The sequence below is a fragment of the Burkholderia sp. AU16741 genome, assembly GCF_002223345.1.
Lineage (GTDB): Bacteria > Pseudomonadota > Gammaproteobacteria > Burkholderiales > Burkholderiaceae > Burkholderia > Burkholderia sola.
On record NZ_NKEZ01000011.1, the window covers coordinates 546,732 to 571,222 of the forward strand.

Below are 24,491 nucleotides of genomic sequence, written 5' to 3' on the forward strand. Positions count from 1 at the left end.
GTCAGAACTGATGCCGCAACCCGAGCCGAACGGCGGTCTGCGTCGAGCCGGACGCCGCCCCGCCGAGCGCCGCCTCGACCTGCGCGCCATACGCACTGTCGTGCCCGCGTGCGAATACCGCGTAAAGGCCGGTGCGTTTCGACAGCGAATAGTCGGCGCTCAACGTGACCTGGTTGGCCGAGCCGACGTCGCCGCCGCGCTGCTGGTACTGGAAGCCGCCGCCCAGCTGCAACGACGACGTGACGGCATAGGTCAGCCCGGCGTCATAGGTGGTGGCCCGCAGCGGCGCGGCCGCGCTGATCCGCACGTCCGACACCATGCCGAAGACGCGAAACGGCCCGACGTTGTAGCCGGCACCGCCCGAGAAATTACGCAGATTGCCGCCGGCAGTTACGTCATGCTGGCCGAAATAAGCCAGCGCGGCGCTGAACGCGCCTTGCGTGTAGGACAGCATCGCGCTTTGCACGCTGCTGCGCGCGACCGTGCCGGGCACGTTGCCGAAGCCCCACAGGCCGCCGAACGCCACACCGCCGAACGTCGGGCTCACGTACTTCACCGCATTGTTCACCTGAACGCCCCACACGCGGTTGTCGAGCGCGCCGCCCGCCGACGCGTTCGCCGGCAAGCCCCACGCGAGCAAACCGGCCGGCGTGTTCGCGCCGATCGCGAACGCCGGCAGGAGATCGCCGACGAAATCGAACTGGCGCCCGAGCGTCACGGTCCCCCAGTCGCCGCCGAGCCCGACGTACGCTTGCGAACCGAACGCGGCGCCCGGCACGGTCAGCGCGCCGTCGGAGGTCTGAAACTGGCTTTCGAGCCGAAAGACCGCATAGTTCGCGCTGCCAAGATCCTCCCTGCCCGTCAGGCCCCACACGTCGTTGCGCGACACGCCGGCCTGCAACGCGAGCTGACGCCCGCCACGCGGCGCGGACGCCACGTCGCTCGTATAGGTCACGCCCGTGTCCAGCGAACCGTAGAGCGTCACGCTCGATTGCGCGAATGTCGGTGCAACGGCACCGCAGCCGCACCATGCCACCATCCTGAGCCACCCCTTCATCTGCTTCTCCTCATCGAATTTTCCCGGCCGATGCGCGCGTGAACCGACCGGCGCGGCAGCGACATCGATGCAGTGCGATTGCATCGCTCAAAATAGGAATCCCTATCAATCGGCGTCGAAACGCACCACCTGGCCACGGCCGGCATGCTGACCGCATATGCATCGATGCGGTTGCGGTTCCCGTTGCCGCCCGCACGACTTAAGTTAGACTACGGCCTGTCGCCCGCGGCGCTACATGCCGTGCCGCAGCGCGGCAACCCGAAACCGCCTTCGCCGTTTACGTTCCATAGCCGCAAGCCGTCTGAGCCCGGATTACGTCATGTCGAGCCTCACCAAAATGCTGTCCATCCTCGACGTCTTTTCTTCGTCCGCGACGTCGATGACCGCCGAGGAAATCGCCGAACACATGGGCTTTTCGCGCACCACGTGCTATCGCTACGTGAAGGAACTGGCATCGGTCGGCCTGCTCGTCGGCACCAACGGCCGCTATACGCTGGGCCCGCGCATCATTCATCTCGACTACAACATGCGGCAGTCGGACCCGACGCTCACCGCGGCGAAGCCCGTGATCCAGAAGCTGGTTCACGTCACCGGCGGCGATGCGCTCGTGTCGACACTGTTCGACGAGCAGATCATCAACGTGATGCACGAAACCGGCGCCGAGAATCTGCAACTGGGCTTCGGCCGCGGCCGCATCATGCCGTTGTTCCAGGGTGCTTCGTCGAAAGTGATCGTCGCCGCGATGTCGCGCGCCCGGCTGAAGCGCCTGCACGAACGGCACAACGCCGAGCTGGGCGAGTTCGCGGCCGACTGGACGCAGTTCTGGCGCGCCTGCCAGCAGATCGTCGAGGCCGGATACTGGATCTCGCGCGGCGAGCTCGACGCCGGGTTCGTCGGCATCGCCGCGCCGATTCGCACCGCCAGCAGCGGCGAGGTCAACAGCAGCCTGTCGCTGGTCTTTCGCGCCGAACACTTCGCGCTGTTCGACGAACACGTGCTCGGCAAGCTCCTGATCGACGCCACCGCCGAGATCGGCGACGCGACCTGAGCATGCGCGCGGCATCGCGCACGATGCCGTGCCCGGTCGCCCACGTGCGCACGGTCAGTTCATCTGCGTGATGAACTTGGTGACCAGGTAACCGTCGAACGTCTCCGTGCCGCCCTCGCTGCCGAAACCGCTGTCCTTCACGCCGCCGAACGGGATCTCCGCCGGCCCCATCCCGAAGTGATTGATGTTGACCATGCCGGCCTCGAGCGCCCGGCCGATCCGGTGCGCATCGCGCGCCGACGTCGTGAACGCGTACGACGCGAGGCCGAACGGCAGGCGGTTGGCTTCGTCGAGCGCATCGTCGAGCGCGTCGAACGGCACGATCCCGACGATCGGACCGAACGGCTCCTCGTTCATCAGCCGCGTGTCGCGCGCCGGGCCCAGCACGACCGTCGGCGCGAAGTAGTGCCCTGGCCCCGCCCCCGGCAAGCGCGTCCCACCCGCGGCAATCTCCGCCCCTTTCGCCTTCGCGTCGGCGACGAACGCGTCGATCTCGGATACGCGTCGTGCGTGCGCAAGCGGCCCCATCGTGGTCCCCTCTTCCAGCCCGTAGCCGACGCGAATCTTGTCGACCGCCTCGAGATACGCGCCGACGAACCGGTCGAACACCGGGCGCTGCACGAAGAAGCGCGTCGGCGACACGCAAACCTGTCCGGCATTGCGAAACTTGTACGCGGTCAGCATCGCCGCCGCGCGTTCGATTTCCGCGTCCGCGCAGACCAGCACGGGCGCATGCCCGCCCAGCTCCATGGTCATGCGCTTCATGTGCGACGCGGCGAGCGCCGCCAGTTGCTTGCCGACCGGCACCGAACCCGTGAACGAGATCTTGCGCACGAGCGGCGACTCGATCAGTTGCCTGGACACGTTGGCCGGCACGCCCCAGACGATGTTCAGGCAACCCGCGGGCAGGCCCGCATCGTGAAAGATGCGCGCGAGTGCGACGATCGCGCTCGGCGATTCCTCCGGCCCTTTCAGCACCAGCGTGCAGCCCGACGCAAGCGCGGCCGCGATCTTGTGCATCGCCTGGCTGAACGGAAAATTCCACGGCGAGAACGCCGCGCACACTCCGATCGGTTCCCGCAACACCATCTGCGCGACGTCCGGCGAGCGCGACGGCACGACACGGCCGTACGTGCGACGCCCCTCCTCCGCATGCCATTCGAGCTGCTCGGCGGACGACACGACCTCGGCGATCGCCTCGCGAAGCGGCTTGCCCTGATCCATCGTGATGTGGCGGCCGATCGCCGGCGCACGCTCGCGCACCAGCGCAGCCGCGCGGCGCAGGATATCCGAGCGCGCGAGCGGCGACTCGCGGCGCCACGTCGCGAACGCACGATGCGCGGCGCGCACCGCGGCGTCGAGATCGTCCGGCGTCGCATGCGGCAAGTCGCCGAGCACGCTGCCGGTTCCCGGATCGAGAACGGGCTGCGTGCGCCGGCCGTCGGCCTGAAGGAACCGGCCGTCGATATATAGATGGAGCGACGCGTAATCGCGTTGCGCATCAGGCGTCATGCGGGAAGTCAGCGGCGTAAACGGGATCAAGACGGATACCTCGGTAGAGATTGCACGATGGGCCGGCACGGCGACCGCGTCACGCGGCCGGCGGCGGTGCGCGCAGCAGGCCGCCGATTTCCTGTCGGAGGATCTGGTTTTCCTGCCGGACGAGCAGATGCCGGACCTTGCCGCGAAACGTCCTGAACTCGGGATCGGCCATCAGCACGGCACGACGTCGCGCCCGATCGTCCAGCGAATCGAACGCCCACAGATAGACGAGCTGGTTCAACGGTCCGATTTCCGTCGCGAAACAGCCGACCATCGTGCCGAGCGCGTGCTCTTGCGCAGCGCGGCCGCACTCCGCATAGAGCCGCAGGTACTCGGCGACGCCGCCCGGCACCAGCGTATAGGTGCGTTGCTCAACCAACATCCGCGGTCTCCCGTTGTCGCGGTGCGAACGCCTGGAACGCCGCGGTCACGCCTGCGATGCCGGCGGCGTCCGTCTGCGCCGCCACGTAGCGATCGGGGCGCACGACCACGAGCGGGCCGCGATGCCGGTCGAACCATGCCGCCAGCGCGTTGTCGACATCCTCGACGCACACGCTGTCGTGGGCGCTCGTCACGCGCCGTGCGCGACCCGTCCCGCTACGCGAGCGATTGACCTGAACGAAGGTCCCGCCCAGCGCCGTCCAGTACGCGCGATCGTCGTCGCTCAGGCACGCCTGCGGATCGCATTGCCAGCCGACGATCGAAAACCATGGGCCGAGCACGTCGTCGAGCTTGCGCCGCACGCCGTCGGCCGTTTCGACGTCGGGCTGCGCGATCATCCTGCCCGCCGCGTCGCCCGGCGCGCCCGGCAGCACGACGCCGCGCGTATAGCTCGGCATCGGCTTGAAGCGCATCTGCAGCACGTAGTCCTTCAGGCCCGGCGCATACCGCGCGAGCCCGAGGAACCGGTCGCGCAGAAACGCGACGACCCGGTTGGTCGGCATCAGCATCGCGCCGAACGTGTCCGCGAGATCGATCATCGCCTTCGCGTGGTCGCGTCGCTCCGATTCGTAGGTCGGGATCACGCCGGGATCCAGCGTGCCGTTCACGACGCCCGCCAGTTTCCACGCGAGATTGCCGACGTCGCGCAAGCCCGCGTTCAGGCCCTGGCCGATCCACGGCGGGCTCAGGTGGGCGGCGTCGCCGACGAGCGCCACGCGGCCCGCCACGAAGCGCTCGGCCACGCGAGAATGGTGCGTATAGGTCCGTGCGCGCACGATCTCGATACGATCGACGTCGTCGACGTACGGCGCGATCAGCGCGCGGATCGATTCGGGCCGGGCGATCGCCTCCGCGTCCTCGTGCGGGAATACGAGAAACTCCCAGCGCCGGAAATTGAACGGCAGATAGATGCACACGTTCGGGCGGCGCGGGTCGCAGTTCAGCGCCGTGCACGGCTGCTCGAGCCCGGCGTTCTTCACGTCGACCACGACCCATTTGATCGGGTGCGTCGTGCCGGCCAGCTTGATGCCGAGCCAGTCGCGCATCGGGCTGCGCCCGCCGTCGGCCGCCACCACGTAGTCGGCGTCGAGCGCATACTGCCGGCCGTCGGCATCGCGCACCTGCAACGTGACGCATCGGTCGTCCTGTTCGACACCGACCACTTCCTCGCCAGTCCGCAACGATACGTGCGGATAGCGCGCCAGCCCGGCGCGCAGCGTGTGTTCGGCCAGTTGCTGCATGAAGATGTTGCGCCGCCACCAGCCGAATTCGCGCATCGACGGGCGGATGTCGGCAAAGCATTCGCCGTTCGCCTTGAACATGCGCAACGGCACGTTCTGGATGATGTCGCGGCTCAATTCGTCGGCGAGCCCCGCGGTCTGGAACATCCGCAATGCTTCGTCGTCGATGCCGACCGCGCGCGGAAAATCGACGACGTCCGCCGCCTTCTCGATGATCACCGTCGCGACGCCATAAAGGCCGAGCAGATTCGCCATCGCGACGCCGTTCGGGCCCGCGCCGACGATCGCGACCGACGTCCGGTTCCGGTTGTTCGCTTTCATTCGCCCGCGCCTCCGCTGCGCCATGCAGGATCGTCGAGACGATCGAGCCACGATCGCAATGCGTGATTGAACGCATCGGGTTGATCGTCGTGCACGTAATGCGTCGCGCCGGGAATGTCGATCCGCTCGATTTCCGCATTGGCGGCCGCCATCTCGGCCGCCACGTCGGCGGACAGGAAATCCGAGTCGCCGCCGCGCAACAGCAACGTGGGTACGTGCAGGTTGAGGATTAGCGGCCACAGATGGACGAGCTGCTCCGGCGTCGCGGCCAGCCGTGCGGCCGCAATCCCTTGCGCGTCGTGTCGCCAGACGATCCGGCCGTGCTCGCCTTTTTTCAGCGAGTGCGCGATGCGCGAATCGAGCGCGGATTCCGCGATGTTCGGCCGCTGGCGTCGCCAGAACGCGCGTGCGTCGTCCCACGACGAGAACGCGTCCGGCGTTTCCCGCAGCTCGCGCTTGATGCGCTCGGAACCCGCCGAGCCGGCCGACGCGCCGGGGCCCATGTCCTCGATCACGAGGCCCGCGAGCCGTTCGGCATGCCGTTCCGGCTGCGCCGCCGCGTAGACGAACGCATTGGCGCCGCCCATCGAGTGCCCGACCAGCACGAATCGTCGCAGGCTGAGTGCACGCACCAGTGCGTCGAGATCGCGCACGTAGGCCGCCGCGTAGTAATTGCGTTGCGGATCCCAATCGCTCAGCCCGCGTCCGCGCTGATCGAGCGCGACGACCCGGTAGCGGTCGGCCAGCGCAGCGGCGACGGGCGCCCAGGTATACGCGTAACTGCGCAAGCCGTGCAGCATCACCACGGTCGGCGCATCGTCGCGCCCCCAGCTCACGTAGTGCAGCCGCAATCCCTCGTTGTCGATCCATCCCTCGTTGACGGACGCCGTGTTCATCATGTGCTCCCCGGCCGGCATGCGCTCAGACCAGACCGTCGCGACCGACGATCTCGCTCGCCTTCAGGCCGCCGAGCCGTGCATGCAGCCGCCCGCGCGTCGCGAACGCGAAGATCACCAGCACTTCGTCGTCGTTCGGTGCATCGGGAAACAGGCACGTCACCGTGTCGTAGTGGGAGCGCACGTAGAGCGCATCCTTGTGCGCGAGCGGCACGTCGATCACCGTATTGATCGGGCCGCGCTTGCCGCTCGACGGCACCCATGATTTGCCGCCGCCCAGCGCCGCGCGGATCGGCTCCGCGAAGATCGACGTGAGAAACGCGTTGCCGTGTTCGTATTCGCCGGCCGAACCGACCAGGCACGCCTTGCCGTAGCTCTCGATCGCACGGCCGTCGGCGAGCGACGCGATGCGTCGCGCAAACTCCTTGCCGAGCGCGGGTGACGGACGCACGAGATCGTCGAGGTTTTCGCTGAATCGCCCCGCGTACGGGTTGTGAACGGCCGCGGCGATCACGATCTTGCGCAACGGCTCGCCGTCCGCGAGCTGCCCGGTTTCGTTCGCGAGCGAATCCTCGATCTGCGTGTACCACTTGCGGATGTGAAAGCCTTCGAAATTGGCGGTCTTGCTCATTTGCATTCCTGTATAAAACGTCGATGATGCGGAGGGAAAGGCGGCGACTCAGTCGCTCAGTCGAACAGCGGTTCGAGCTGGACGGGATCGCTCGGCGCGTTGTATCGATGCAGCACGCGCTTGCCTTCTTCGTCGTCCGTGACCATTTCGCAGAAGAATTCGAGCCGGTTGCCGTCGGGGTCCGTGAAATACACGCCGATCCCGACCTTGTGATCGGTGATCTTGACGATCGGCACGTCGCGGCGAATCAGCATCCCGTACAGGCGGCGCAATTCGGTCAGCCCGCCGGCGATTTCGAGGCCGTAATGCTGCAGGCCGATCGTGCCGAGTTCCGCATCGGACGCCGCGCGAATCAGCGCGATGTCGTGGTGCTTCTGGCCGAACGACATGAACACCCACTGCTCGTCGCGCGCGGTTTCCGTCATGCCGAGCACGTCGGCGTACCAGAGGCTGGAGCGAACGGGGTCGCGCACGAACAGCGACAGGTGGGTGCGCTGCACGCGCGGCGTCGGCAGCGGCAGGCCGCTCGCGTTCGCACGCTCGGCGTGTTGCCGAATATCGGACGGTGTCATCGTTTGCTCCGCTCAGTGGGTCGACTGCGCGTGGGCGGCCAGCGGCGCCTCGAACGGGGTCCATGCCACCGCCGTGATCTCGCTGAAATCGCGCCATTCCTTGGTCCAGTTCCGGCCGCCGTCGCGCGAGCGGAACAGGTGCCCGTACTTGGTGCCCGCATACACGAGCGCCGGTTGGGCCGCATGCACGCCGAACGCCCAAAACGTGGAGTTCGGCGGCGTGTGCAGATCCGTCTCGTGCCACGCATGGCCGCGATCGGTCGAGCGGTAGATGCGGCTGCGGCTGCCCGGCGTGCCGTCGCCGATCGCCATCAGCAGGTCGCCTTCCGGCGCCGGCAGTTGCACGACGGTGCGCGTGTAGTACAGCCCGTCGAAGCGGTCGCGCGACAGCTTGCCGTCCCACGTCAGGCCGTCGTCCTCGCTCACGTACACCGCGTTGACCGTCAGCAGCACCGTGGTCTTCGGCCGGCCTTGCGCGGCGGACAGGATCGCAATCGCATGAATGTCGCTATTGCGGATCGCGGTGCCGGGGCCGTCCACGCGCGTCCAGCTCGCACCGGCATCGCGGCTGCGCCACGCGCCGCCCTCCTCCACGCCGTACCAGACGTTGCGGCTGTCGTCCGGATCCACGCAGATCGTCAGCAGCCGCGGACGATTGACGCCCGAGCAAAACTCCGGAAACTCGGGCGCCGTTCTCGCCCAGGTCACGCCCGCGTCGCTCGACTTGTAAAGCGCTGCGCGCGACGGCGCGCCGGTGCCCGCATAGAGCACCGCCGGGTTCGCCGGATCGATCGCGATCGACCAGACCGTCTGCCCGTTCAGCAGGTTGTCGGGCCGGAACCAGTGCGCGCCGCCATCGTCGCTGATGCACAGCCCCGAATCGGCGCCGGCATAGACGCGCGACGGCGTCGCGGGGCACACCGCGAGCGCGCGCACGATGCCGTCGAACTCGATCGGTTCGGCGAGCCCGAGGCGATGCCAGGTCTTGCCGTCGTCGTTCGAGCGCAGGATGCCTTGCCCGGCGGTGGCGACCAGTACGGTTGCGGTCATGAAGTGCTCCTTGTGTCAGAGAAAAATGCCGCGCGTGAGCCCGCCGTCGCAGCCGATCGACTCGCCGGTGATCGAGCCGGACTTCGGCGACGCGAGAAACGCGACGATCCATCCCATCTCTTCCGGCTGCAGCACGCGGCGGATCGGCGTGACCTTCACGTAGTTGGCCTCGACTTCCGCGGCGGTGAGCCCCTGCTTCTGCGCTTCCTTTTCGTAGAGCTCGTGGATGTGCGGCGTCTCGACGACGCCCGGATGAATCGTGTTGACCGTGATGCCGAACGGGCCGAGCTGGTCGGACAGCGTCTTGGTCAGGTGCACGATCGCCACGTTGCGCATGCCGGACAGCTGCTTGCTGCCGCGCCCCGTCAGGCCGCCGATGTTGACGATCCGGCCGAAGCCGTTGGCCCGCATGTACGGTGCGGCCGCCTTCGCGCAGCGCAGATAGCCGACCACCTTGATGTCGATGTCCTGCAGCAACCCCTGCGGATCGGCGTGCTCCAGCTCCGCGCGCACGAGCCCGCCCGGATGCGCGGCGCCGTTCAGCAGGATGTCGAGCCGGCCGAAGCGCTCGACGCTCGCGGCCATCGCCGCGTCGATCGACGCCATGTCGGTCGTGTCCACCGTGACGGGCAGGATTGCGCCGGCCGCGTCGCCGAACGGCGCGAGCGCCGCGCGAATTTCGGCGGCCGCTGTTTCCAGGTGTTCCAGGCGACGCGCGGCGATCGCGACGTTGACGCCTTCGCGCGCCAGTTCGAGCGCGACCGCCTTGCCGATGCCCATGCTGCCGCCGGTGATGAATGCGGCTTTTCCGTGCAGTTGCAGATCCATGTCGATGAAAGGTGAGAGTCGAGATTGAAGAAAGGAGCCGGTTGCGCGATCAGGACAACTGCATTTCGATGAGCGTCGGCCCGTCGGTGTGCGCGAGCGCGTCGTCGAGCGCTTGCACCAGCGCATGCGCATCGCTCACGCGTTGGGCCGGCACGCCGTAGCCGCGCGACAGCGCGAGCCAGTCGATCGGCGGATCGTCCAGTTGCGTCAGGCGGCTCGCGTGCGGCGTGTCGGCCGGCAAGCCGCTGCGCGCGAGTTCGGTCTGCAGGATCCCGTAGCGCCGGTTCGATGCGATCAGCATCACGATCGGCAAACGCTCGCGCGCCATCGTCCACAGCGACTGGATCGTGTACTGCGCACTGCCGTCGGACTGCAGCGCGAACACGCGGCGGTCCGGGCACGCGACGGCGGCGCCGAGCGCCACCGGCAGGCCCTGGCCGATCGCGCCGCCCGTGTTCGTCAAAATGGTGTGACGCCGCGCACGCGCCGATGCGGTCACGAACGGATAGCCGCACGTGCCGCCCTCGATCGACACGATCGCGTGGTCGGGCAACGCGTTCGCGAGCACGCGGCCGACGGCCTGCGGCGTGAGCGGGCCATCCTCCACGCGCCAGCGCTCGACATGCACACCCTCGTCGTTCGTCGACGCACCGATGCGATCGGCCAGCGCCTCCAGCGCGTCGTCCGCCGCGTCGCCCGGTGTTGCCAGCGTCACGATGTCCTCGGGCCGCGCGAGTTCGCCCGGAATACCTTCGTAGCCGAAGTAGGTGACGGGCGCGAGCGCGCCGGCCAGCACCACGCGCCGGCCGGCCAGCGCCGCGAGCGCCGGTTCGGGGAAATAAGGCAGGCGGTCGATGTCCGGCAGGCCGCCGCCGCGCTCCGCCCGCGCAGGAAAAGTCTCGCTGAAGCAGGTCGCGCCGGTGGCCGCCGCGATGCGCGCCGCCGCGCGCTGCCCGCGCGCCGACAGCGCGCGGGCGCCCATCAGCAGGACGGCGCGATGACCGCTGAGCAGCAGATCGGCGACCTGTTCGACCCGAGCGGCATCGAACGACACCGCGGCCGGGCGCACGACGGCGGGCCACACCGCACCGCGCACGCCGGCCGACTGAAGATCGACGGGCAGCACGAGGGTCGCGACGCCGCGCCGCGCGCCCATCGCGGCCGAAATCGCGTCGGCCGTATCCGTCGCGAGATCGGTGTCGCGCGCCACGCTGCGATACCACACCGACACCGGACGGGCGAGCGATTCGATGTCCGACGTGAGCGGCGCGTCGTACTTCAGATGCTCGCGCGTGTGATCGCCGACGAGGTTCAGGATCGGCGTGCGGGCGCGGCGCGCATTGTGCAGGTTCGCAATGCCGTTCGCATGGCCGGGCCCAAGGTGCAGCAGCGTCATCGCGGGCTTGCCGGTCATGCGGCCATAGCCGTCGGCCGCGCCCGTGCACACGCCCTCGAACAGCCCGAGGATCGACCGTACGCCGGCCACGGTGTCGAGCGCACCGACGAACGGCATTTCGGTCGTGCCGGGATTGGCGAAACAGACGTCGACGCCGGCGTCTCGCGCGGTGGTGAGCACGACGCTCGCCCCGCTTCTTGCTTCGGTATCGCTGTTCAACTGTGGGATGTTCATGCGGCTGCTCGACGGGTTTGGCTGAAGTGTTTTTACTGTAATCCCGAATTACGGGATTTGTCAAACAACCCATTTCACTTTTTCGAGCCACGAAGGGACACGTTTACCCGACATTTCTTATATCTACACCGTTCAAACGAGATCAAGGCGCTATCCGATCGCCCCCACGAAACGATTCATTTCCCGTAATTCGGAATTTTTCGAAACCCTCACGCCCGATCGACCGCCTGCGTGCCGTGCACCGTTTCCCCACCCTCATCCGATCTCAAAATTACGATTGCAAATGCCTCTCATTTGCATTAAATTGCCGCGCAAATGTACTGTTTGGAACACAGATGTCGGCGCAAGGCCGCCCGCCGTGCCCGAACGCGAACGACACGAAAAGGAGATGTATGAGCAGGAGGAACTGGGCGGCCGCACCGATGGCCATCGTCGTCGGCACGGCCGGCATGGGCGCCGCCGACGCGCAGGAAACGTCGCTGCCGACCATCGAAATCTCCGCGCAACGCGCGACGGCGCCGTTTCGCACGCGTGAATCGACGAGCGCGACGCGCAGCGAGGCCGACGTGATGGAGATTCCGTTCGCGGTCAGCAGCGTCGACACGAAGCTGATCCAGACCGTGGCCGCCACGCGCGGCGACGATCTTTACGACTGGGTCGCGGGCGTCTCGCGCCAGAACAACTTCGGCGGCCTGTGGGACAACTACGCGGTGCGCGGCTTTGCCGGCGACGGCAACACGTCGGGCACCGACTATCTGGTCAACGGCTTTTCGTGGAATCGCGGGATGAGCGTGCCGCGCGACACCGTCAACCTCGAGCGCATGGAAGTGCTCAAGGGGCCGGCGTCCGCGCTGTATGGCCGCGGCGATCCGGGCGGGATCATCAGCTATACGACGAAGCAGCCGCAGTTCACACGCGCGAACACCGTCGGCGTGTCGGCCGGCAGCTACGGTGCGCTGCGCCAGACCCTCGATTCGACCGGCCCCGTCACGAAATCGCTCGCGTACCGCTTCGTCGCGATGAACGAGAACAACGGCAGCTTCCGCGATACGGTGTCGAGCAAACGCTACCTGTTCTCGCCGTCGTTCACGTGGGACATCGGCGCGGACACGACGCTCCACTACGAATTCGAGAGCGCGCGTCAGCGCGCGCCGCTCGACCGCGGCGTGCTGGCGGTCAACGGCCAGCTCGGCGTGATCCCCGCGTCGCGCTTTCTCGGCGAGCCGCGCGACGGCGACTACGACGTGCGCAACACGGGCCACCAGTTCACGCTCGAGCATCGCATCGATTCCAGCTGGTCGATCAATGCCGGCGTCGCGCAGCGCAACACCGACCTGTCGGGGCGCTCGTCCGAGGCATTCGCATTGCAGCCGGACGGCCGCACGCTGTGGCGCCGCTACCGGCAAGTCGCGTTTCACTCGAACGACCTGCAAGGTCGCGTCGAAACCACCGGCTCGTTCCGCACGGGCGGCATCGGCCATACGCTCGTGATGGGCGTCGACGCGTATCGCTTCAACTACGACCAGTTCGTCACGCGCTCCACGCCGAGCGCCGCGGCGCCGTATGCGATCGACATCTTCGATCCAGTCTACGGCCAGCCCGCGCCGACGCCGCGCACCGCGACCAACCTGCTCGAACGCGATGACGGACAAGGCGTCTACGCGCAGGACACGCTCGCGTTCGGGCCGCACTGGAAGATCCTGGCCGGGCTGCGCTGGGATCGCTTCCACCAGTCGATCGACAACCGCCTGAAGGGCGTGACGACGAGCCAGTTGCAGACCGCGGTGAGCCCGCGTATCGGCATCGTGTATGAAATGAGCCCCGCGTGGTCGTTCTATGCGAACACCGCGTATTCGTTCCGGCCGAACAACGGCGCGGACGTCGGCGGCAACGCGTTCGATCCCGAAAAGGGCCACGGCTACGAAGCCGGCGCGAAATGGGCGGGGGCGCGCTCGCTCGCGACCGTCTCGGCGTTCTACGTGACCAAGCGCAACGTGCTGACCGCCGATCCGGCGAATGCCGGCTTCTCGCGCGCGGCCGGCGAAGTGCGCAGCCGCGGCGTCGAATTCGAATGGAGCGGCGATCTCGGCCACGGCCTGCGCGGCATCGCCAACTTCGCGTACGTCGACGCCGAGGTCACGCGCGATACCGTGCTGGCGCCCGGCTCACGCCTCGTCGACGTCCCGCGGCTGAGCGGCAGCGCGCTGCTGATGTACGAGACGACCTTGCCGTTCGCGGACAAGGCCGGCGCCGGCGCCGGCGTCATCTACGTCGGGCGTCGCGCCGGCAACACGGCCAACACGCAGGACGGCTTCGAGCTGCCGGCTTACGCGACCGTCCAGCTCAACGGCTACGTTCAGGTCAACAAACACCTGCGTGCCTCGGTCGTGCTGAACAACCTGTTCAATCGCACCACCTACGTGAGCTCGTACAACAGCCTGTGGGTCGCGCCGGGCGCGCCGCGCAGCCTGTTCGCATCGCTCGCGTACTCGTTCTAGGCCGGCCGGGACGGCTGACGCGACGCACATCGCTCATCAGCCGCCCACCACGAACCGCGCGCCCAGCGCGAGCAGCAACGCAGGCGGCATCACGCACGCGCCGACCGCGAGAAATTCGCGGAAACCGACCTGCAACCCTTCGCGCCGGATCGCCGTCAGCCACAGAATCGTCGCGAGCGATCCGGTGATCGACAGGTTCGGACCGAGATCGACGCCGATCAGGATCGCATCGACCACCGTTTGCGGGCTATGCGCGGCGTGGATCGTCGAACTCGCGATCAGCCCGGCGGGCAGGTTGTTGACCCCGTTCGACACCAGCGCGACCGCGACGCCGGCCACGCCCGCGGCGACGTGCTCGCCGCTTTGCATCAGCATGCGCAGCAGGCCGGCCAGCGCGCGCACCGCACCGGTCCGGTCGAGCGTCTCGACGACGACGAACAGCCCCGCGACGAGCGGCAGCACGCTCCATGAAATCGCGCGAACGATCGGCACGCCTGCCGCGCGATCCCGAATTACCACGCACGCGACCGTGACGATGCCCGCCAGCGCGGTCGGCAATCCGAGCGGACGATCGGCGACCGACACCGCCATCAGCGCGACGGCCGTTGCGGCGATGCCTGCCAACGCGATGCGTCCGCCGCCCGTCAGCGGCTGCACCGGCAGCCCGGATTCGCAATGACCGGACAGCGCACGTCGCTGCACGATCCTCAGCACGACGAACGTGCACGCGATCGACGCGACGGACGGCGCCGCGAAATGCGCAAGCCAGACGCCGAGCGCCGGCATGTGCGCACCGTACAGCACCAGGTTCGCCGGATTCGAAATCGGCAGCACGAAACTCGCGGCATTGGCGACGAGCGCGCAGCTGTACAGCAGCGGCATCGGGTCGGCCTTCGCGCGGCGCGCGGCGGCAAGGACCGCGGGCGTCAGCACGACGGCGGTCGCATCGTTCGACAGGAACACCGTGGTGACGACGCCGACCCCGTAGATCAGCGCGAACAACCGCCGCGGCGAGCCCTGCGCGAGATTGACGACGTGCGTCGCGACCCAGTCGAACAGCCCCTCGCGACGGGCCGCCTCGGACAGCAGCATCATGCCCGTCAGGAACAGGTACACGTCGCCGCCTTTCGCGACGGCGTCCAGCGCCTGGGCGGCGGGCAACAGGTTCAACACGACCAGCAGCAGCGCGCCGCTCACGGCCCAGATGGCCTCGGGCCAACCGAACGGACGCGTGATGACGCCCACGGTGGCGAGCGCGGAAATCAGCCAGGCAAGCGAAACAGGATTCATGGGCAAGTGGACGGAGGCAGGGGAATCGACATCGCCGTCACGACGATGTCGCCGATAGATCGGCGGGCTTGCCGCACACGCTGCTCAGCGAGCGCGCATGGCCGAGCCACAGCGCGAGCGAGCCCGTCGACACGGCGCCCAGCACGACGAACGCGGCCGGATAGCCGAAGTGTTGCGCGAGCACGCCGCCCAGCACGGGACTGAGCGCCGCGCCGATACCCTGCGCGGTCGCGACCGCGCCCTGCCCGGCATTCACGCGCCCGGAGCCGTGCAGCAGGCGAACCACGAGCGCGGGCACGACCACGCTTTGCAGGCCGGCGCCGATGCCGTCGAGCACCTGCACCGGCCACACGCCCGCTTCGCTCATCCACGCCGCGGCGACCAGCCCGCGCACCGGCAGCACGAGGTACGAGAACAGCAACACCCGCCAGTAACCGTGCGCGCGAATCAGCCGGGGCGCGAGCCACGCCGCCGCGATCATCACGAACTGCGCGATGACGATCGTCTGTGCGGTGAACGCGCTCGGGTTGCTGCGATGCGTGACGACGACGCCCATTCCGTAGAGCGGCAGCATCGCGGCATTGCCGAGATGAAACAGCGCGAGCGATGCGCCGAGCAGCACCAGCGGCCGGTTGTCGGCGAGCGTGCGCAGGCCGCCGACACGTGACGTCGACGTCGCGGCCGACGCATGCGGATGCGCGGCATCCGTTCCCGGTGCGGCACCGGCAGGATCGAGGCCACGTGCGGACGCATGATCGATCGCGTGCCCGGGAATCGCCAGCGTGCTCACGATGGCGAGGACCGTGAACACGCCGACGAGCGCGAACACGGCGTCGAACCCGACATGCCAGCCGAGCCACCCGGCCAGCGCCGCACCGGCGACGTTACCGGCATGGTTCGCCATCTGGTTGCGCCCGAACTGCCGGTCGAAACCCTGCCGGCGCACGATGCCGAGCGTCACGCCCGCGGCGGCCGGCGCCAGCACCGCGCCGCTGACCGCCGCCAGGACCTGCGACGCCGCCACCGCCGAATAGCTGTGGACGAACATCATCGTCAGCGACGCAAGCGCCGTCACCGCGGTGGCCACGACGATCAGCGCCCGCTTCGCGCGCACCGCATCGACGAGCGCGCCGGCCAACGGCGTCGCGGCCATCGCGGCGAGCCCGGCCAGCGTCATGACCGAGCCGATCGCATCGGCGCCCCAGCCGCGCGACAGCAGGATGACGCCGATGAACGGGCCGATGCCGGCCTGCACGTCGGCGAGGAAGAAGTTGAGCGCTTCGAGCGCGCGTGCCGCTCTCATGGTCGTCTCACCGTCGCGCGATCATTCGGCATCCGCATCGACGAGCTCGGCGATCTCGCTCACGTCGAGCGTCGTGCCGTGCGGCGTGACGACGCCGTGCCCCCACGCCTGCACATGGACACCGGGACGCAGATAATCGTGCAGCGCCTCAGCCGCATGCGGCGGCACCCGCAGCGCGACGCCGCTCGTCAGCAACGCGCCGTTCGACTCGCCTTTCGGGCCGTGCAGCGCAAACGCGACTTCGCCGCTCAGTTCCATCGGTTTTCGAGCGGCGTGCGCCGGCTTCGGCGGCGCGGCGTGCGCGGGCCCGTCGTCGACGATGTCGACGCCGTCGCGCCCGGTCAGTTGCACGGCCGCGATCATCGCCGCGCGACGCGGCTTGACGCCCCGCACGCGGATGCGGTCGCCGACCGCGATATGGCGTACCAGTTCGCGGCCCAAATGCGGCGGCACGTGAACCTGGAGGTCGCCGTTCAGGATCAGGCCGTCGATTTCTCCGTGCGGATTGAGCAGGAACTGCGTGACGCGGCCGCGCGTTTCGGGCAGGCAGGCGGGATCGATCCAATGCATGGCAGGACTCCTTTCGATGGATGGGGGGAACAGCGTCGCGCGATCAACGCGCGACGTCGTCATAGAGATTCACGACATGGCCCGGCGCGCCGAACGCCGTCGCCTGCAACGCTTCGCCGTAGGCGTTGCGCGTGCCGTAACCGACCGCGGCCACGCGCTCGCCGGGGACGAGCAGCGCGCCGAATTGCTGGGCGGCCGGCACGGTCAGCTTGACGATCGCACCACTGTCGAGGATCACGCCGTCCGGCTCGCCGCGCGGCGCGCGCGTCACGCGGCGCACGACGCCGGACACGCTCAGGCGGGCGAGGGTGACGCCGCGCAGCATGGGCGGCACGGGCGCGACGAGCGGGGGCGGCTGATCGGACAGCGACGCGCCGGTGCCGTCGTTGCGAACCACGCGTGCGCGGATTTCGTCGTCGGCGCGTCGTTCGCCGGCTACCGTGACACGCTGGCCCGACCGCACGAGCGCCGTCAGTTGCGAACCGAGATGCGGCGGCAGGCGGACGAGCGTGCCGTCGGTCAGCACGAAGCCGTCGACGGCGCCTTCCGGATTGATCGTCAGGCGCGACAGCGTGCCGGACACCAGCGCATCCGATGCGGTGTCGTTTCCTGGCCCGGCAGGCGCAAGCGCGCGCGGCCGAGGAGGCGCAGGAGGCGGCGGCGGCATGGCGTCGGCCGGGTCTTCCGCGCGCGGCGCGGGCGGCACCTGCGCGAGGCTGACCGTTGCGACGGCAACGAGTGCGGCAGCGCAAAGCATGCGATACGACCGGCGAACGGCGGCACGGCGCGGCGGCCGCGATCGAACGACAGGCAGGTACGACTTCATGACGGGCTCCGGCGACGGGTTGCGATGCATCGGTATTTGCAATACCCGTGCCAACCCGCGACGCGCCGCGCGGCCGTGCGCCGAACGACGACGCGCGGCCAACATGTCGGATTTCCCGACACGTCGCGTCACCGCCTGTCTGCATTCCCGACAGTCGTAACGGATAACTAGTCGTCGCGCTCGATCCCGAGATTCGCCATGCGCGCATAGAGCGACTGGCGGCCGATCCCGAGCTGCCTCGCGGCCTCCGCGCGATTGCCGTTCGCGCGCTCGAGCGCGCGCAGGATCGCCGCGCGCTCGAGCATCGCCAGCGCATCGGGCAGCGGCATGTCGAGCAGGTGCGCCGGCACCGCCTCGGCGCCCGATTCGCGCGCGGGCACGGCGGCCAGGCCTAGATCGGCCGCGCTGACGGCCGGCCCGGGAGCGAGCGCGGCCGCCCGCTCCATCACGTTGCGCAGTTCGCGCACGTTGCCCGGCCAGCGGTGATCGAGCAGCGCGCGCTGCGCGTCGTTCGTCAGATGCAGCGCGCGCATGCCCGCCGCGCTGCCGAGGAAATGCGCGGCGAGCGGAAGGATGTCGGCCACACGTTCCGCGAGCGGCGGCAGGTGCAGCGGAATGACGTTCAGCCGATAGAAGAGATCTTCGCGGAACGTGCCGTTCGCGACGGCCGCGGCCAGGTCGCGGTGCGTCGCGGTCACGACGCGAATGTCGATTGCCGTGGTGCGATCCGCGCCGAGCGGCGTTACCTGGCGCTCCTGCAGCGCACGCAGCAGCTTCGCCTGCATCGCGGCGGGCATGTCGCCGATCTCGTCGAGAAAGAGCGTACCGCCATCGGCCTCGACGAGGCGCCCCGCGCGATCGGCATGCGCCCCCGTGAACGCGCCGCGACGATGCCCGAACAACTCGCTTTCGAGCAGATCGGCCGGGATGGCCGCGCAGTTCACGGCGACGAACGGCCCCGCATGCCGGGCCGACGCGGCATGCAGCACGCGGGCGGCCACCTCCTTGCCCGTGCCCGTCTCGCCGGTCAGGAGCACGGTCGCGTCGCTCATCGCGGCGCGGCCGACCTGCTTCTGCACGTCGCGCATCGCGGCGCTCACGCCCAGCAGTCGCGGTCGGTCCGCCGAAGGTTCGCCCGCGAAACCGTCGTCGGGCGGCGCGAGCGCGGGCGGCTGATTCGCCGACACGATGCGTTCGAGCAATTGCGCGATGTCGCGACGGCCGATCGGCTTCGTCAGGTGATCGAATGCGCCGAGCCGCATCGCTTCGATCGTGTTGTCGCTGGTCGCATGGGCCGTCAGCATGACGACCGGAATCGCGGCCAGCGCGGGATCGTCGCGCAGTTGCGCGAGCACGGCCAGCCCGTCCAGATCCGGCAGGCGGAAGTCCAGGAAGATGCATTCGATACCGTTGCCGCCGCCGTCGCGCAGCGTGCCGAGCGCGGCGCGGCCGGATGCGGCCTCGACGGCCCGATGACCGAGATCGGCGAGCGTTTCGGCGAGGCTGTCGCGAAAGGCCGCGTCGTCGTCGACTATGAGGATGTTTGCCATGGAATTTCAATCACGAATGCGGCACCCCCGTCGAGGCGCGCGTGACCGCCGTGCGCCGCCGCCACTTCGCGGACGACGGCAAGGCCGAGGCCCGTGCCATCCGCGCGGCCCGTCACGAAAGGTTCGAAAATCCGCTCGCGCTGCGCGGCCGGCACGCCGGGGCCGCTGTCCGACACGGTGAGGCACAGCCAGTCGCGCCCGGCGAACGCGCGCCGCTCGGCGGCGAGCGTGACCGCGCCGCCGTCGCCCGCGTGGTGCAGCGCGTTGAGCAGCAGGTTGTCGAGCGCGCGCCGCATCTGGTCGGGATCGAAAGCGGGAAAATCCGACGGCCACGCGAGCCGTTCGCCCTGCCCCGCGAGCGACAGCGTCAGATCGATCGCTTGCCGCTGCGCGAGTTCGCGGTGCGCGTCGACGGCCTGCGCGAGCCACGCGTCGACGTCGACCCGTGTCGCATGCGGGCGCACCGGCTGCGTCAGCGCGAGCAGGCTCGACAATTGCGCATCGATGCGCTCGATCTGCGCGAGGATCACGCGCAATGCGTCCTGCTGCCGCCGGCCATCGCCCTCCAGCGCGTTCTCCGCCTTCAGCCGCATCGCGCCCATCGGATTGCGAATCTCGTGCGCGACCTGCGCGGCCAGCTTGCCCAGCATGCCGAACCGTTCGGCCTGCGCGAGGCGCGTGCGCAGTTCGTCGGCCTGCTGTTTCAGCAAGTCGGCGCGCCGCGCCCGCTCGTTGAACGCATCGATCACGCGGTCGAGATCGGGTTCGCCGACGTACGGCAGGTGATGCTCGCGCCCGTCGGGCCCCAGCCCGCTCTCGATCCGTGCGAGATTGCGCTTCCATCGGCGCAGCGCCACGGCCAGCGCCGCCGCGATCGCCAGAATCACGGCGAGCACGGCCGCGAGGCCCGTTGCCAGCAACTCACCGTGCCGGCCCAGCGGCGGGCGCGCACGCGTCAGCATCCACACGTACAGCCCCGAGCCGCCGCGTACCGGGCAGGCCGCCGCGATCACGGCATCCTGCGCGCCTTCGACGACGTTCGCCGTCGCGGCATGCGTCGCGGCCGCGGCGCGCAGCGTGCGGAGGATCAGCGGCGTTTCCGCTTCCGGAACGTCGTGTTTGACGCCGCTACCCTGATAGGTCGGAAAGGAATACGCGAGAAAGCCGCTCGCCGCAGGGGCGGCGTCGGGCATCCAGAACCCGCCTTCCATGTCGGGCGCACGGGACAGCACGATGTCGAGGATCGCGTGCATCAGCTCGGGGGCGGGCCCGGCGCCCGCCGACGCGGAAGACGCGCTGTAACGCGACGCGACCGCTTCGCATGCCGACGCGCCCGCGGCCTTCGCGCTGGCCACCTGCTGACTCTCGGCGGAACTCGCCGTGATCCAGACGACCGCGACCAGCGTCGCGCACAGCGCCGCGACGAGTGCCCAGAGCATGACGAGTTGGGTGGAAAACGACGGACGCTTCATCGGATCGGGCGGATGGTCGAGGACGACAGAATAGCGTATTGCATGTCATGCGAAGCCGTCGTGACCGCCATGCATCGCACCGGCGGCTTGCCGGATCGGAGCGACAACGGCTCACGCTGGAAAGCCGGGCGAAAGCCTCGGGCGCCAGACTGCCTTCGGTCCAGCGTCCAGGCCGAACCCTCCCGCGCCGCTCGTTCGGCGAATGGCGGCTCGGCGGCGACGTGACGGCCGCGTGGGGCGCGCCGCGGCCATGATGCGCGGCGCATTCGATCAGAATCGGTGGCGAATGCCGACGATCGCAAGCTCCTGGGTCGCCTTGCCGCCATCGACGTAGGCGTCCGCGATCACCGCCTGCGCGGGGCCCGCGCCGTTGCTGCCCGACGCATGCCCGTAGCTCGTCGTCGCATAGAGATCCGTGCGCTTGCTGAGCGCGTAGTCGGCCGCGAGCGTGACCTGCTGGTACGTGGCCGACGAATCGCCGTGCGATTTCAGGTAGTTTTAACCCGTCTCGAACAGCAGCGCGGGCGAAGCCTGCCACGCGACGAACACCGAGCCGTTGTTGTAGCGCTCGGCCGCCCCGAACGTCGCGGCGACGAGCGCGGGAATGTCCGCAACCACGCCCGCGTAGGTGTTCTCCTTCGACGAACGGTATGGCGATTCGCGCCGGATCTCACCATCTCCGCGCACGACTGACTGCCTCTCCATGATGCGTCACCCCTTTTTCGTGTGCCGATAACGCGGACGCCCGTGTCAGATGCCCAGCGCGCATCCGTCCTTGCGATGGTCGGACGCGCCGATCAGCGTACCGGCCTCCCAGTCGATCCGGATCGCCTGCGCGCCGCCGATCGCCGAGCTCGGTGCGACGAGGTTGAAGCCGCGTCGCGCGAGCGCTTCGCGCACCGCCGCGGGCATCGTGCATTCGACCTCGACGTGATCGGTGCCTGGCCGCGGAAAGATCCGCGGCAGGTCGATCGCCGTTTGCAGGTCCAGGCCGTAGTCGAGCACCTTCGACAGGAAGTGCGCATGCCCCATCGCCTGATAATGACCGCCCATCACGCCGAACGCGATCTGCACCTTGCCGTCGCGGGTCACCATACCTGGAATGATCGTGTGCATCGGCCTCGCGTGCGGCGCGATCGCATTCGGGTGGCCGGCTTCGAGCGTGAAGCTCTGGCCGCGGTTGTGCAGCATCACACCCGTTTCCTCGGACATGATGCCGCTGCCGAACGGGTGAAACAGCGAGTTGATGAAGCTCGCGCAGTTGCGATCCTTGTCGACCACGCAGATGTAGACCGTGTCCTTGTGCTCCACCGACGCCGCGACCGGTGCGCCGATCGCGTGCAGCGCCGCGATGCGCGTGCGCAGCGATTCGACGGACGCCTCCGACAACAGCATCTCGACATCCATCGGCCGAAGGCGCGGGTCCGCCAGCAGCACGTCGCGAAGCGCATACGCGACGCGCGCGGCATCGATCTCCCGGTACAGCCGCTCGGCGCCGAGCGGATCGTCGTTCGCGTCGAATCCTTCGAGCAGCTTCAGCATCAGCAGCGCGATGACGCCCTGCCCGTTCGGCGGACACTCGTGCACGTCGTAGCCGCGAAAGCGCGCGGTGATCGGCTTCACGTATTCGCCATGGAACGCCGCGAAGTCGTCCATCGTGTGCAGGCCGCCCATGCCGCGCAGGCGGGCGACGATGTCCTCCGCGACCTCGCCTTCGTAGAACACGCGCGAGCCTGCCTGCGCTATCGTCTCGAGGGTGCGGGCGAGCAGCGGCTGCCGATGCACGGTGCCCGCGCGCGGCGCGTGGCCGCCAACCAGCATCTGTGCGCGGCTCGTGGCGTCCAGCGACAGCAGTTGCGCCTGATGCGCCCAGTCCGCCGCCGCGCGCGGTGCGACCGCATAGCCGTCTCGGGCGAGCCGGATCGCCGGCGCAAGCAACGCGGAAAGCGGCAGCGAGCCGTGATCGCGCACGAGCGTCGCCCATGCGTCGACCGCGCCGGGCACCGTCACCGCGTGCGGCGAGTGGCGCTCGATCGACGTGACGCCGAGCGCGCGCAGCCGCTCGACGCTCGCGGCGGCCGGCGCCCAGCCCGACCCGTTGAAGCCGACGATGTCGTCGCCGCCGCCGCGCGAATAGAGCGCGAAGCAGTCGCCGCCGATGCCGGTCGAGCCGGGCTCGACGACGCATTGCACCGCGCACGCGGCAATCGCGGCGTCCATCGCGTTGCCGCCCGATTCCAGGATCCGGACGGCAGCCAGCGTCGACGCGGGATGCGACGTCGCGGCCATCGCGCCGGTCGACATGACGAGCGAGCGGCCAGGTTGTTCGAAATTCCTCATGGTGTTCTCCTGATTCAACGTGCGGACAGCGACCGGCGCCACGCGAGCGTGTCGTCGAGCGCCCGTTTCGACGCATCGAACAACTGGTCGATTTCGTCGTGCGTGATGATCAACGGCGGGCAGAAATTGAACGCATCGCCCAACGCGCGCGTGATCACGCCGTACGCCAGCGCCCGCTCGCCGGCATGGGCGGCCACGCCTTCGGACGGCGGGAACGGCGTTTTCGTCGCCTTGTCGGCGACCAGTTCGACCGCGGCGAGGAGCCCCGCCCCGCGCGCCTCGCCCACGAGCGGATGCCCGGCGAGATCGGCCACGCGCTGCTGGAAATGCGGGATCACGCTGCGCACGTGGTCGAGCACGCCGTCTTCGTCGTAGATGCGCAGCGTCTCGAGCGCGACGGCCGCGCAAACCGGATGGCCGCTGTACGTGAAGCCGTGCCCGAAGGTACCGATCTTCTCGCTTTCGGCCAGGAGCGCGCGATAGATCGCGTCGTTGACCATCAACGCCGAGATCGGCAGGTAGCCGGCCGACAGTTGCTTGGCGACGACGATCATGCCGGGCTGCATGCCGAAGGTTTCCGAGCCGAACATGTTGCCGGTGCGACCGAACCCGCAGATGACCTCGTCGGCCACGAGCAGGATGTCGTACCGCTTCAGCACGCGCTGGATCTTTTCCATATAGGTGGCCGGCGGCACGATCACGCCGCCCGACGCCATGATCGGCTCGGCAAAGAACGCGGCGATCGTGTCGGGTCCTTCGCGCAGGATCAGTTGCTCGAGCGACTCGGCGCAGCGTGTGGCGAACTGCGCCTCCGATTCGCCCGGCAGCGCATGACGATAGTAGTGCGGGCAATCCGTATGCAGGATGCGATCGAGCGGCAGGTCGAAGTCGCGATGGTTGTTCGGCAGGCCGGTCAGGCTCGCGGACGCGATCGTCACGCCGTGGTATGCCCGCGTTCGGGCGATGATCTTCTTCTTCAGCGGCCGCCCGAGCGCGTTGTTGTAATACCAGATCAGCTTCACCGCGGTGTCGTTGGCTTCGGAACCCGAGTTTGCGAAGAACACCTTCGACATCGGCACGGGCGCCATCGCGATCAGTTTCTCGGCCAGCAGGATAGACGGTTCGGATGACTTATGACCGAACGCGTGATAAAACGGCAGCTTGCGCATCTGCCGGTCCGCCGCGTCGGCGAGCCGCGATTCGCTGAACCCCAGCGACGCGCAGAACAGGCCGCTCAGCGCTTCGATATAGCGGTTTCCTTCCGTGTCGTACACGTAGACGCCCTCGCCGCGCTCGATCACCATCGGCCCGACATCGCGATGACGGCTCAGGTTCGTGTATGGATGAAGGACGTGTTCGACGTCGTTCTGCTTCAGAGTGTGCAT

At 68.5% G+C, this 24,491-nt stretch carries 21 protein-coding genes; 2 read left to right on the forward strand and 19 right to left on the reverse strand.

All coding sequences use genetic code 11. The features are described 5' to 3' along the window. Position 1: 1 nt before the first annotated feature. Positions 2–1,057 (reverse strand): porin, encoded by a 1,056-nt coding sequence (locus tag CFB89_RS31470; protein WP_089471713.1) that lies wholly within the window; start codon positions 1,055–1,057, stop codon positions 2–4. Positions 1,058–1,376: 319 nt separating this feature from the next. Here CFB89_RS31470 and CFB89_RS31475 point away from each other — a divergent pair, with 319 nt between their 5' ends. Further along, positions 1,377–2,105, forward strand: a complete 729-nt coding sequence (locus tag CFB89_RS31475) for an IclR family transcriptional regulator (RefSeq protein ID WP_089471363.1) — start codon at positions 1,377–1,379, stop codon at positions 2,103–2,105. A 54-nt stretch (positions 2,106–2,159) separates the two neighbouring features. Here the strand turns inward: CFB89_RS31475 and CFB89_RS31480 are convergent, their stop codons facing one another. The 9 genes from CFB89_RS31480 to CFB89_RS31520 form a co-directional block, all read right to left on the reverse strand. Beyond that, positions 2,160–3,617 carry an NAD-dependent succinate-semialdehyde dehydrogenase gene (locus CFB89_RS31480; RefSeq protein ID WP_179233567.1) on the reverse strand — a complete coding sequence of 486 codons (1,458 nt, stop codon included), beginning with the start codon at positions 3,615–3,617 and terminating at the stop codon, positions 2,160–2,162. 79 nt (positions 3,618–3,696) lie between these two features. Beyond that, the gene (locus tag CFB89_RS31485; protein WP_089471365.1) at positions 3,697–4,029 is read right to left on the reverse strand and encodes an NIPSNAP family protein; all 333 of its coding nucleotides are present in this window, start codon (positions 4,027–4,029) and stop codon (positions 3,697–3,699) included. Continuing rightward, a complete protein-coding gene (locus CFB89_RS31490) occupies positions 4,019–5,650 on the reverse strand; it encodes a bifunctional 3-(3-hydroxy-phenyl)propionate/3-hydroxycinnamic acid hydroxylase (protein WP_089471366.1) in 1,632 nt (543 codons plus the stop codon). Before CFB89_RS31490 ends, CFB89_RS31485 begins: the two co-directional genes overlap by 11 nt. Continuing rightward, the gene (locus CFB89_RS31495) at positions 5,647–6,546 is read right to left on the reverse strand and encodes an alpha/beta fold hydrolase (protein WP_179233568.1); all 900 of its coding nucleotides are present in this window, start codon (positions 6,544–6,546) and stop codon (positions 5,647–5,649) included. Before CFB89_RS31495 ends, CFB89_RS31490 begins: the two co-directional genes overlap by 4 nt. A 25-nt stretch (positions 6,547–6,571) precedes the next feature. Further along, entirely contained in the window at positions 6,572–7,177 is a 606-nt protein-coding gene (locus CFB89_RS31500) for an amino acid synthesis family protein (RefSeq protein WP_039356026.1), read from the reverse strand. Between the two features lie 56 nt (positions 7,178–7,233). Then, entirely contained in the window at positions 7,234–7,749 is a 516-nt protein-coding gene (locus tag CFB89_RS31505; RefSeq protein ID WP_089471368.1) for a VOC family protein, read from the reverse strand. Between the two features lie 12 nt (positions 7,750–7,761). Further along, positions 7,762–8,799, reverse strand: a complete 1,038-nt coding sequence (locus CFB89_RS31510) for a sialidase family protein (protein WP_089471369.1) — start codon at positions 8,797–8,799, stop codon at positions 7,762–7,764. A gap of 15 nt (positions 8,800–8,814) precedes the next feature. Further along, a complete protein-coding gene (locus CFB89_RS31515) occupies positions 8,815–9,627 on the reverse strand; it encodes an SDR family NAD(P)-dependent oxidoreductase (protein WP_089471370.1) in 813 nt (270 codons plus the stop codon). Positions 9,628–9,676: 49 nt separating this feature from the next. After that, the gene (locus CFB89_RS31520) at positions 9,677–11,257 is read right to left on the reverse strand and encodes an acetolactate synthase large subunit (RefSeq protein ID WP_089471371.1); all 1,581 of its coding nucleotides are present in this window, start codon (positions 11,255–11,257) and stop codon (positions 9,677–9,679) included. A 392-nt stretch (positions 11,258–11,649) separates the two neighbouring features. On the opposite strand from CFB89_RS31520, the gene CFB89_RS31525 reads away from it, so the two are divergent. Further along, positions 11,650–13,755: a TonB-dependent siderophore receptor gene (locus CFB89_RS31525; protein ID WP_089471372.1), complete on the forward strand. Its 2,106-nt coding sequence runs from the start codon at positions 11,650–11,652 to the stop codon at positions 13,753–13,755. A 36-nt stretch (positions 13,756–13,791) separates the two neighbouring features. On the opposite strand, the gene CFB89_RS31530 is transcribed toward CFB89_RS31525, so the two are convergent. The 9 genes from CFB89_RS31530 to CFB89_RS31570 all read right to left on the reverse strand — a co-directional run bounded on the left by CFB89_RS31530 (position 13,792) and on the right by CFB89_RS31570 (position 24,491). Continuing rightward, complete coding sequence (locus CFB89_RS31530; RefSeq protein WP_089471373.1) at positions 13,792–15,045, reverse strand: arsenic transporter; 1,254 nt, start codon at positions 15,043–15,045, stop codon at positions 13,792–13,794. A gap of 37 nt (positions 15,046–15,082) precedes the next feature. Then, positions 15,083–16,348 (reverse strand): MFS transporter, encoded by a 1,266-nt coding sequence (locus CFB89_RS31535; protein WP_089471374.1) that lies wholly within the window; start codon positions 16,346–16,348, stop codon positions 15,083–15,085. Between the two features lie 21 nt (positions 16,349–16,369). After that, a complete protein-coding gene (locus tag CFB89_RS31540) occupies positions 16,370–16,918 on the reverse strand; it encodes a hypothetical protein (RefSeq protein WP_089471375.1) in 549 nt (182 codons plus the stop codon). A 43-nt stretch (positions 16,919–16,961) separates the two neighbouring features. After that, positions 16,962–17,675, reverse strand: a complete 714-nt coding sequence (locus CFB89_RS31545; protein ID WP_256979813.1) for a hypothetical protein — start codon at positions 17,673–17,675, stop codon at positions 16,962–16,964. Between the two features lie 236 nt (positions 17,676–17,911). Continuing rightward, positions 17,912–19,294, reverse strand: coding sequence for a sigma-54 dependent transcriptional regulator (locus CFB89_RS31550; protein WP_089471376.1), 1,383 nt, complete (start codon positions 19,292–19,294; stop codon positions 17,912–17,914). Then, complete coding sequence (locus CFB89_RS31555) at positions 19,276–20,766, reverse strand: HAMP domain-containing sensor histidine kinase (protein WP_089471377.1); 1,491 nt, start codon at positions 20,764–20,766, stop codon at positions 19,276–19,278. Before CFB89_RS31555 ends, CFB89_RS31550 begins: the two co-directional genes overlap by 19 nt. 498 nt (positions 20,767–21,264) lie before the next feature. After that, on the reverse strand, positions 21,265–21,471 hold the full coding sequence (locus CFB89_RS35130) for a hypothetical protein (protein ID WP_179233569.1): 207 nt from the start codon (positions 21,469–21,471) through the stop codon (positions 21,265–21,267). A 45-nt stretch (positions 21,472–21,516) separates the two neighbouring features. Then, complete coding sequence (locus tag CFB89_RS31565; protein ID WP_089471715.1) at positions 21,517–23,106, reverse strand: gamma-glutamyltransferase family protein; 1,590 nt, start codon at positions 23,104–23,106, stop codon at positions 21,517–21,519. A gap of 14 nt (positions 23,107–23,120) precedes the next feature. Continuing rightward, entirely contained in the window at positions 23,121–24,491 is a 1,371-nt protein-coding gene (locus CFB89_RS31570) for an aspartate aminotransferase family protein (RefSeq protein ID WP_089471378.1), read from the reverse strand.